This window comes from Kitasatospora sp. NPDC059817 (assembly GCF_042731835.1).
Classification (GTDB): Bacteria; Actinomycetota; Actinomycetes; order Streptomycetales; family Streptomycetaceae; genus Kitasatospora.
This window is the reverse complement of the sequence record NZ_JBHWIR010000114.1, coordinates 17,043-24,293: the sequence shown is the minus strand read 5'-3', so window position 1 is coordinate 24,293 and position 7,251 is coordinate 17,043. Positions and strand designations below refer to the sequence as shown.

Genomic DNA, 7,251 nt, shown 5'->3' with positions numbered 1-7,251 from the left:
TACCTCTAATCTGACACACACACACTCCCGTTGCTCGCCCCCCCCCACCCCCCCCGCGGGCGGTGCTTCGGGGCGCCGCCTGTGCGGGGGGGCGGCGCCGGGCCCGGCGCCGAGCTCTGCGCGGAGGCGGTCGGCTGCTGGGACGGCGCGGTGGTCGCGGTGGTGGACTGCTCGGTGTAGCGCGGCTGGTTGCCGCGGCTCGGGGTGGGCTCGAAGCGCAGCCAGCCGTAGCCCGAGAAGTACAGCTCGGGCCAGGCGTGGTACATCCGGCCGGTCACCGAGTAGACGTTGCCGCCCTTGGCGTCGCCGGGGGTGAAGCCGACGGCCACCCGGGACGGGATCTTCAGGGTGCGGGCCATCGCCGCCATGGTGGAGGCGAAGTGGACGCAGAAGCCCTTGCGGTCGCGCAGGAAGACCGCGATCGCGTTGCTGCCGGTGCCGCCGTTGACCGCGGTGTCGTACTGGAACTGCGGGCCGGTGAACCAGTTCACCAGCGCCATCGCCCGGTCGTAGTCGTTCGTCGCCTTGGCGGTGACCTCGTGGGCCTGCTGCGCGACGACCGGCGGGAGGTCCTGGGGGAGGCTGGTGTAGTGGTCCCGGATGTCCTGCGGCGCGGTCGAGGCGGTGCGCAGCTCGTTCGCGGTGGGCCGCAGGTCCAGGGCGCTGACGTGGTAGCGCAGGCCGCGGATCGCCCGGTCGTTGGTCGGCAGGACGGTGCGGGTGAGCGGGTCGAGCTTCCAGTCGGACCGGTTGGGGACCTGGACGGAGGCGGCCGGATAGGGCATCGGCAGCCAGCTCTTCTCCAGCCGGTCGCTGATCTGGAAGTCGCCCTCGATCCGGGGGAGGTTGGCGTCCCGCAGGCCCTCGGGGGCGGGGAAGGAGGACGGGAGGTCGTTGACCGTGGTGCTGCCGAGCCGCCAGTTGGTGCCGTCGAACTGGTCCAGTGCCCCGGTGCGCAGGTAGACCTGGTCGGCGATTTCGCTGTCCAGGGTGTAGGTGAGCAGTTCGTTGTTGGTGGGCTTGGTGACCGCCGACTCCAGGCTGACCAGCGGGTCGAGGCTGGTGGCCGACCCGATGGAGCTCCTGCCCGAGGACCCGCCGGAGTCGGGGCTCAGCAGGCCGGAGTCCCAGTGCGGCAGGACGACCGGCAGCAGCAGCGCCGCGACCAGTGCGAGGACGCCGACCTGCTGGCCGCCCGGGCTGACCCGGCCGGAGCTCGTCCAGTCGCGCGAGCCGCCGTGGAAGACCCGGCCCCAGCGGGAGACCCGGTCCTGCCCCTCGGCGAACAGCAGCACCAGGTAGCCGGCCGACGCCAGGGCGAACCAGAGCCAGCTGCCGTGGTCCCCGGAGAGCCCGTTGCCGACCGAGTACAGCGCCAGCAGCGGCAGCCCGGCCAGCGCCGAGCGCCGGTACGTCACCGCGACGGTGTCCACCACGACGGCGACCAGGCCGACCGCGGCGACCAGGATCAGCCGCAGGCCCGGGTTGGGCGGCGCCGGGATGGCGTACACCTGGATGTCGTCCAGGCCGGAGCTGACGACGTGGTCGAGGGCGCGCAGCGAGGACGGCCCGGGCAGCACGCCGCCCAGCAGCGAGCCGGAGCCGGCGAAGCCGATCAGGATCAGCAGGAACAGCACCAGCAGCTGGCCGACCGGCACCGTCCAGCGGTACAGCGGGGCCCGCCGCAGGCCCGCGCCGACCGCCGCGATCACCGCGATCACCAGGAAGGCGTGGGTGACCCAGCTCCTGGTGGTGAGCAGCGGGGTCAGGCAGAGCGACGCGAGGGCGGTGGCCAGCGCCGAGTAGACGGTCAGTTTGGCCCGGGTGGTCACGCGCCGGTCTCTTCTCGGTAGGGGGAGGTCGTCTTGGCGCCGTCGGCGGCCTGCCAGAGGTCCGGGACGGAGTCCCCGGAGCTGGCCGGCAGGACGGTCCAGCCGGCCTCGCGCAGCTGCCGGACCCGGTTGCGGAACTCGTCGCCGCCGGTGTTGGGGGCGAGCATCCGCAGGCCCGCCCAGGTGCCGGTGTCGAGGAGGAACGCGACGGCCCCGCCGGTGCGGTTGCGCAGCCGGGCCAGCCGGGCGGTCTGCGCCTCGTCGAGTTCGCCGAGCACGGCGACCAGCAGTCCCTCGCCGCCGGCGCGCAGTGGCTCCTCGGCGCGGGAGAGGCCGCCGCCGTCGGACAGGTCGGCCACTGCGAGCGCGTCCAGGATCAGCCCGGAGGCGTCGGCCGCGGTGTTGCCGCCGCCGGGGCCGGGCACCCACTGGCCGGTGTCGGTGAGCAGTTGGGTCTGGTAGCCGCGTTCCAGCAGGTGCGCGGCGACCGAGGCGGCGCAGCTCACGGCCCACTCGAAGGAGGAGGCGGGGCCGCTGCCCCGGTGGCCGATCTCCCGGGTGTCCAGCAGGACGGTCGCCCGGGCCCGCTGCGGCTGCTCCTCGCGGCGCACCATCAGCTCGCCGTACCGGGCGGTGGACTTCCAGTGCACCCGGCGCAGGTCGTCGCCGGGCCGGTACTCGCGCAGGATCACGTCGTCGTCGCCGGCCAGCGCCAGGGTGCGGGCACGGCTCTCGCCCTGGCCGCCCCACTCGCCGCTCAGCCGCACGTGCGGCAGGGCCTGGACCTGGGGGACGACGGTGAGGACGTCGGAGGCGGAGAAGGAACGGTTCACCTCGCACATCCCGAACGGGTCGGACAGCCGCAGCTGGAGCGGCCCGAGCGGGTAGCGGCCGCGCAGGTCGGAGCGGACCCGGTAGGAGACCTCGCGGTGGCCGCGCGGTTCGACCCGGTCCAGCACGAAGCGCGGGCGCGGCCCGAGGACGTACGGGACCTTGTCCTCCAGGAGCAGCAGCCCGGTGGGCACCCGGGAGACGTTGTCGACCCGCAGGTGGACCCGGGCCTCCTGGCCGGCCACCGCGCGACGCGGGCTCAGCCGGCGGCCGCTGGCCACCCGGTAGCGGGTGTTGGCGACCATCAGCGCGGCGGCCAGCGGCAGCGCGGCGAGCAGCACGCCGACGCGCAGCAGCGCGTCCTGGTCGAGCAGGTAGGCGCAGCCGACCGCGGTGACGCCAGCGGCGAGGAAGGAGCGCCCCCGGGTGGTGAGGCCGCGCAGCCCGGCCCGCAGTCCTGACGTCGGGTCGGACGGGGCCACCTCAGCCCCTCCGGACGGCCGGGCCGCCCTGCGGGCGCGGCAGCGGCAGCCGGGCGACCAGGTCGGTCACGATCTGCTCGGCGGTGCGGCGGCTGAGCTGGGTCTCGGCGGTCGGCATCAGGCGGTGCGCGAGGACGGGCACGGCCAGGCGCTGGATGTCGTCCGGGGTGACGTAGTCGCGCCCGTCGAGCGCGGCGGCGGCGCGGGCGGCCCGGACCAGGTGCAGGGTGGCGCGCGGTGAGGCGCCCAGACGCAGTTCGTGGCTGGTGCGGGTGGCGCCGACCAGGTCGACGGCGTAGCGGCGGACCGGGTCGGCGATGTGCACGCTGCGCACCAGGTCGACCAGCTTGAGGATGTCGGAGGCGTGCGCCACCGGCTGGAGGTCCTCCAGCGGGCTGGCGCCGGAGTGCACGTCGAGCATCGCGAACTCGGCCTCGGGGCTGGGGTAGCCGATCGAGATCCGGGCCATGAAGCGGTCCCGCTGGGCCTCCGGCAGGGGGTAGGTGCCCTCCATCTCGACCGGGTTCTGGGTGGCCACGACCATGAACGGCGAGGGCAGCTCGTAGCTGGTGCCGTCGATGGTGACCTGGCGCTCCTCCATCGACTCCAGCAGTGCGGACTGGGTCTTGGGCGAGGCGCGGTTGATCTCGTCGCCGACCACGATCTGCGCGAAGATCGCGCCCGGGCGGAACTCGAAGTCGCGCTGGTGCTGGTCGTAGATGTTGGTGCCGGTGACGTCCGAGGGCAGCAGGTCGGGCGTGAACTGGATGCGGCGGACGGTGCAGTCGACCGAGCGGGCGAGTGCCTTGGCCAGCATGGTCTTGCCGACGCCGGGCACGTCCTCCAGCAGCAGGTGGCCCTCGGCGAGCAGGACGGTCAGTGCGATCCGGACGGCCTCCGGCTTGCCCTCGATCACGCTCTCGATGTTGGCGCGGATCCGGTCCACGACCGCGGCGAGCTCGGGAAGTCCGGCCCGGTGGTACCCGTCCGTCCCCTGGTCGCCCCCCGCAGAACTGCCGAGACCGGCCTGATCGCTGTAGCTCGTCACCCGTATACGCTCCCTGGCACCCTGTGCCCGCCTCACCCCGAGGCCGGACCCCACCCCATGCTTGACGCGGCCTTCCCGGGGGCGGTTCCGTCGGGGATCCGGCGCCGGGGCAGCGGCCTGCGGCCTGGCCGCCCCAGGTGGTTCGGGGTCTGACCGGCAGGCGCATTCTCCCCTGACCGGTGACCAGAAGTCACCCTCGGGAGGGCCCCGGATGCCCGGACGCCGTTGGCCGGGCGGTGCACGGTGCGGGGGCGGTGGTGCGGTACGGGGTTCAGTGGATTTCGCGCAGGAGCCCGGTGTGGACGTCGAAGACGAAGCCGCGGACGTCGTCGGTGTGCAGCAGGAAGGGCGAGGTGCGGACCCGCTGCATGGACTGGCGGACGTCGCCGTCGAGGTCGACGAAGGCCTCCACCGCCCACTGCGGGCGCTGGCCGACCTCCAGTTCCAGCTCGCGGCGGAAGTCCTCGGTCAGCCCGAGCAGGCCGCAGCCGGTGTGGTGGATCAGCGCGACCGAGCGGGTGCCGAGGGCGCGCTGACTGATGGTGAGGGAACGGATGGTGTCGTCGGTGACGACGCCGCCCGCGTTGCGGATGACGTGGGCGTCGCCCAGTTCGAGGCCGAGTGCCGCGAAGAGGTCGAGGCGGGCGTCCATGCACGCCACCACGGCGATCTTCTGGACCGGGCGGGCGTCCATCCCGCCGTCCCGGAAGGTCACGGCGTACTCGCGGTTGTCCGTGACGAAGCGGTCGATGATGGCGGGTCGCGGGGAGTCGGCAGCGTCGGTCGGCGTCGGCCGGTCGGGGGTCACTGTCATGGTGGCGACGTTAGTGCGATTCGGGCGCCCGCGGTGGGGAGGAGAGCTACAGATCGGGCCGCTGTGATCGAGCGCATAGCCACAACGGGCCGACCGCTCCACGCGTTCGGGAGGGTTTGTCCGGGCTGGTCCCGGAGCGCCCGCGGGGCGGGTGCGCGGGTGGGGCGCGCGGCCGCTCCCGCAGGCCCCCGGCCGGCACCTCCGTGGGGCCAGTCCCATGGCTGCGACCTGCGGTGATCCGTACCGCCGCCCGGGTGGTGCGCCGGAGCGGACCATTGACTGGCGGGGTCCGCGCGATAGAGTTTGCGGCGCAGTGGAGCACACCCGCCGGATCCCGTCAACCGGGCTTTTCCGGCCCGGGTGGCCCGGTCGATGCGGCCCGTGGCCTCCACCCGCTCCGTGCCCACCTGGCGCACCTTCCCCGGCGCCGGGCGGTCACGATCTTCCCCTTGGAGCGGGCGGGGACCACGGGCCGCGTCGTCGCGTCGTGCAGTGGTGGGCGAGAATGGTCGAAGCTCCCGGTCGTCGGGCTGCTCCGCACCTGAGGAAGGGCGCCACCGCGCATGACCACCAACGATCCGGGCCCCAAGCACGTTCCGGTCATGCTGCAGCGGTGCATGGACGCCCTGGCTCCGGCGATCTCGCGCCCCGGGGCGGTGGTGGTGGATGCCACCCTCGGCCTCGGCGGGCACAGCGAGGCGCTGCTCACCCAGTTCCCCGAGGTGCGGCTGGTCGCGGTGGACCGCGATCCGCAGGCGCTGAAGCTCTCCGGTGAGCGGCTGGCGCCCTTCGGCGACCGGGCCACCCTGGTGCACGCCGTCTACGACGAGATCCCCGAGGTACTGGAGCGCCTGGACATCGACCGGGTGGACGGCGTCCTGTTCGACCTCGGCGTCTCCTCGATGCAGCTGGACGAGGCCGATCGCGGTTTCGCGTACGCGCAGGACGCGCCGCTGGACATGCGGATGGACCAGACCCGGGGGATCAGCGCGGCGGAGGTGCTGAACACCTACAGCCACGGTGCCCTGGCCCGGATCCTCAAGGTCTACGGCGAGGAGCGGTTCGCCGGGAAGATCGCCTCGGTGATCCTGCGGGAGCGGGAGAAGGAACCGTTCACCAACAGCGCGCGTCTGGTCGAGTTGGTGCGGAACGCCATTCCGGCGGCGACCCGCCGGACCGGCGGGAACCCGGCCAAGCGGACGTTCCAGGCGCTGCGGATCGAGGTCAACGGCGAGCTGGAGGTCCTGGACCGGGCGATCCCCGGAGCGCTGGAGGCCCTGGCGATCGGCGGTCGGATGGTCGTGATGTCCTACCAGTCGCTGGAAGACCGGCTGGTGAAGCAGTACTTCGCCGCCGGGTCGACCAACACCGCGCCGCCGGGGCTGCCGTTCATCCCGGAGGAGCACCAGCCCTGGCTCAAGCTGATCACCCGTGGTGCCGAGCAGGCCACGGAGGAGGAGATCGAGGAGAACCGGCGCGCCGCGCCCGTACGGCTGCGGGTGGCGGAGAGGATCAGGGACCGTAGCAAGCGGGGCTGAAACGTTGGCCCCGGCGGGGTCCGAAGGGCGGAGGAGAGCAGTGGGGCCGGTGGCCGGTGAGGTCCGGGCGGGGCGGGGATCGTTCCCCGGACAGGGCAGGGCGCGGATCACGGTCCGGCCGGGGCGGCGTCCGGTGCGGGGCCGCACGCCGTTCGCGGTGCTCGTGGTGGTGCTGCTCGCGGCGGGGCTGCTCGGGCTGCTGGCGCTGAACACGGCGCTCAACGAGGGCTCCTTCGAGCTGTCCCGGCTGCAGAAGCAGACCACCGTGGCGACCGACGAGAAGCAGGGCCTCCAGCACCAGATCGACCAGAGCTCGGCGCCGGACGCGCTGGCCCGGCGGGCCGCCGAGCTGGGCATGGTCCCGGCCGGCGGGATGGCCTTCCTGGACGTCCCGAACGGCGGCAAGGTGATCGGCACGCCCGGACCGGCGCAGGACAGCCCGCCGGTCAAGCGTTCGACGGTCGACCCGTGGCCGATGAAGCAGCCGGCGCCGAGCGCCCCGACGGGTGCGCCCCCGGGCGCACCGAGTCCGGCGGCGACGGCCGGTGACTCCGTGGTCCAGATCAACCCGGCCTCCCCGGCCGCGGGCGGGGGGCGGGGCCGACCTGTGGGGGGGTCGACGATAGCACTGATACGACACGAACGCGGCTGCAGACACGGCGCCCGCCCCCCCCCTCGCCCGCCCCCCCCGCGGCCGCCCCCCGCG

General features: G+C 73.7%; 6 protein-coding genes. 2 read left to right on the top strand and 4 right to left on the bottom strand.

The window, feature by feature from the left end:
* Positions 1 to 5: 5 nt before the first annotated feature.
* The 4 genes from ACFV61_RS23110 to ACFV61_RS23095 form a co-directional block, all read right to left on the bottom strand.
* Positions 6 to 1,832 (bottom strand): transglutaminaseTgpA domain-containing protein, encoded by a 1,827-nt coding sequence (locus ACFV61_RS23110; RefSeq protein ID WP_380493653.1) that lies wholly within the window; start codon positions 1,830 to 1,832, stop codon positions 6 to 8.
* Positions 1,829 to 3,145, bottom strand: coding sequence for a DUF58 domain-containing protein (locus ACFV61_RS23105; RefSeq protein ID WP_363368395.1), 1,317 nt, complete (start codon positions 3,143 to 3,145; stop codon positions 1,829 to 1,831). The genes ACFV61_RS23110 and ACFV61_RS23105 overlap by 4 nt, the downstream gene beginning before the upstream one ends.
* Position 3,146: 1 nt before the next feature.
* Entirely contained in the window at positions 3,147 to 4,091 is a 945-nt protein-coding gene (locus ACFV61_RS23100; RefSeq protein ID WP_244293604.1) for a MoxR family ATPase, read from the bottom strand.
* Between the two features lie 373 nt (positions 4,092 to 4,464).
* Positions 4,465 to 5,007 (bottom strand): carbonic anhydrase, encoded by a 543-nt coding sequence (locus ACFV61_RS23095; protein WP_063347243.1) that lies wholly within the window; start codon positions 5,005 to 5,007, stop codon positions 4,465 to 4,467.
* 563 nt (positions 5,008 to 5,570) lie between these two features.
* On the opposite strand from ACFV61_RS23095, the gene rsmH reads away from it, so the two are divergent.
* Both rsmH and ACFV61_RS23085 read left to right on the top strand, forming a co-directional pair.
* Positions 5,571 to 6,545, top strand: a complete 975-nt coding sequence (gene rsmH, locus ACFV61_RS23090; protein WP_063347242.1) for a 16S rRNA (cytosine(1402)-N(4))-methyltransferase RsmH — start codon at positions 5,571 to 5,573, stop codon at positions 6,543 to 6,545.
* A 133-nt stretch (positions 6,546 to 6,678) separates the two neighbouring features.
* A partial coding sequence (locus ACFV61_RS23085; RefSeq protein ID WP_380493651.1) for a septum formation initiator family protein occupies positions 6,679 to 7,251 on the top strand: 573 nt, incomplete at its 3' end.